Raw genomic sequence first — 2,539 nt, forward strand, 5'->3', positions numbered from 1 at the left:
CGGCGGCCAACGCGAAAGCGGTGCGCGGCGCCGCACGCGGCGCAGAGCCGCCGCGCGTTGCTGGAGTGTGCATGTGTGATCCTGTCTGTTCGGTTGCGACGGGCCGGCGCACGTCGGCGTATGAGCGTGCGCGAGCGGACGCGCGCGGCTGGGCGCGGCGCGTCGTCGAAAATGCGAGTCAGGAAGCGAACGGCGGGGCGCGCGGTTGCGCGAAGGCGAGCGGCTCGGCACGGCGTACGCTGTCGAAGCGAACCGCGACCTGCTGCCGATGCGTAGGGATCGCGACGGCGAACAGCGTCTCGATGCCCGGCATCACGGGCAGATGCGCGAGCAGACTGCAATAGCCGCAGGCGTCGCCATCCGACATCCACGCGTGCTTGCCGGGCGCATCGCCGGGCGCGCCGTCGTGCATCGGCATCCGCATGGCCGGCATCGATGCCCTAGCGCCGATCGCGTCGGCCTCCATGCCGTCCATCGACGCCCGGCAATGCGCGCCGGACAGCGCGGCAGCCGCGTCGCGGGCCGCGAGCGTATGCGAGATCGTCGGCGCGAGCGTCGTCATCAGGATCGCGAGCAATCCAAGCCAACTGCCGATCTTCCGGTGCAAACGGGTCAACATGCGGGGTAACGGGTGCGCGGCGCCAGGCGACGAAGTGACGGTCCTCGATCGATAGACCGCGAGATGCGCGAAATTATGCCATGCGAGCCCCGCGGCTCGTCCGCGCGCCGGCCTCGTCGCCTAAGCGCCACCGACGCGCCCGGGCGCGGTCAATAGAGCAAACTGCCGACGGCAAACCCGCCGCGCACAGGCGACAATGCCTGATCCCGGCTTCCGGCACGGAGTGTTCATGAAAGCGCAGCGCCCGCGTCCCTTGCCTCTGCCTCGCGAATCCACGCGTGCCGAATGGCGCCACCACGTGATGCCCTACTTCCTGACGGCGCTCGCGATCACGCTGGTGGTCGTGCTGATCGTCTGGATCGCGAACCCGGCGCCGCCGCGCACGATCACGATCAGCGCCGGCCCGCGCGACAGCTCGTTCATCGTCACCGCGAACCAGTACCGCAAGATCCTCGCGCGCAACGGCATCCACCTGAACGTGCTCGAATCGGAAGGCTCGGTGCAGAACCTGCAACGGCTGCTCGATCCGAAACAGCACGTCGATCTCGCGTTCGTGCAGGGCGGCGTCGCCGAGGGCGTCGATACGTCGTCGCTGGTGTCGCTCGGCAGCCTGTTCTATGTCCCGGTCGTCGTGTTCTATCGCGGCACGGGTTTGACGCAGCTCTCGCAGCTCGAAGGCAAAAAGATCGCGGTGGGCCGCGAGGGCAGCGGCACGCGGCTGCTCGCGCTGCAACTGCTCGCGGCCAACGGCATCGAACCCGGCGGCACGACCACGCTGGTGCCGAGCGACGGCCTGCAGGCCGCCACGCAACTGGTCGCGGGCAAGGTCGACGCGGCGCTCCTCAGCGGCGATTCCGCGACGCGCGGGCTGATGCTGCGCCTGCTCAAGGTGCCCGGCATTTCGGTGATGAATTTCGACGAAGCGGCCGCCTATACGCGCCTCTTTCCGTTTCTCGACCAGATCGAATTGCCGCCCGGCGTGCTCGATCTGAAGCGGCGCATTCCGCCCGAGACCGTATATCTGGTCAGCCCGACCGTCGAACTCGTCGCGCGCAGCACGCTGCATCCGGCGATCTCCGATCTGCTTATCGAGGCGGCGCAGGAAGTGCATGGCCAGGCGGGGCTCCTGCAGCACGCGGGGCAGTTTCCGAATCCGGTCGCGCACGAGTATCAGATCAGCGACGACGCACTGCGCTACTACCGGACCGGCAAGGGCTTCCTGTACCGCACGCTGCCGTTCTGGATCGCCAGCATCGGCGACCGCACGCTCGTGCTGCTGCTACCGGTCGCGGTGCTGCTCCTGCCCGCGATGCGGGTGGTTCCGGCGCTCTACCGCTGGCGCGTGCGCTCGCGCATCTATCGCTACTACGGGGTGCTGATCGCGATCGAACGGCACGCGCTCGCCGGGGCCACCGAAGAAGAGCGCGCCCATCTTCTCGCGCGCCTCGATCAGATCGAGGCGGCGTTGAACCGCCTGCGCATGCCGCTGGCGTACGCGGATGCGTTTTACGTACTGCGCGAACATGTGGGCTTCGTGCGCAGCCGGTTGTCGGCGGCGCGGCCCGTGATGGAGGCCTGAGGGGGCCTTTTAAGTCTGAAAGTGCCGGGGGCAGTGCGTCGAAGCGGTGCCCTGACATGGGCACCTTGCCGTTCATGCGTGAAGCGGTGCCCTGCAACGGGCCCCTCGCGGTTTATGCCTCCGAGGGCGGTGCCGCCGGGGTATCGGCTTGCGTGCTTGCCGGCGCGGCTTGCTCACCGCCGGCTTGCGCGGCAGGCTGCGAACCGGCTTGCAGGCTGGTTTGATCGGCCTCGGCCGCCGCTACGGCATGGGCCTCGACCGCCGCTACGGCATGGGCCTCGACCGGCGCGCTCGCCGGTTCGGCCACGGCGTCGCCGTTTGCAGCCGCCGCCGCTGCTTCG

At 68.9% G+C, this 2,539-nt stretch carries 2 protein-coding genes and 1 pseudogene; 1 reads left to right on the forward strand and 2 read right to left on the reverse strand.

From position 1 onward, the window contains the following. Positions 1 to 178: 178 nt before the first annotated feature. A complete protein-coding gene (locus GXB81_RS30840; RefSeq protein ID WP_205991192.1) occupies positions 179 to 619 on the reverse strand; it encodes a DUF2946 domain-containing protein in 441 nt (146 codons plus the stop codon). 229 nt (positions 620 to 848) lie between these two features. Here GXB81_RS30840 and GXB81_RS30845 point away from each other — a divergent pair, with 229 nt between their 5' ends. Beyond that, the gene (locus tag GXB81_RS30845) at positions 849 to 2,198 is read left to right on the forward strand and encodes a TAXI family TRAP transporter solute-binding subunit (protein WP_205991193.1); all 1,350 of its coding nucleotides are present in this window, start codon (positions 849 to 851) and stop codon (positions 2,196 to 2,198) included. Positions 2,199 to 2,310: 112 nt separating this feature from the next. Here GXB81_RS30845 and GXB81_RS30850 read toward each other — a convergent pair. Beyond that, positions 2,311 to 2,539, reverse strand: a pseudogene (locus GXB81_RS30850) (ribonuclease III); the annotation flags it as partial.

This window comes from Paraburkholderia sp. Ac-20336 (assembly GCF_017105025.1).
GTDB lineage: Bacteria > Pseudomonadota > Gammaproteobacteria > Burkholderiales > Burkholderiaceae > Paraburkholderia.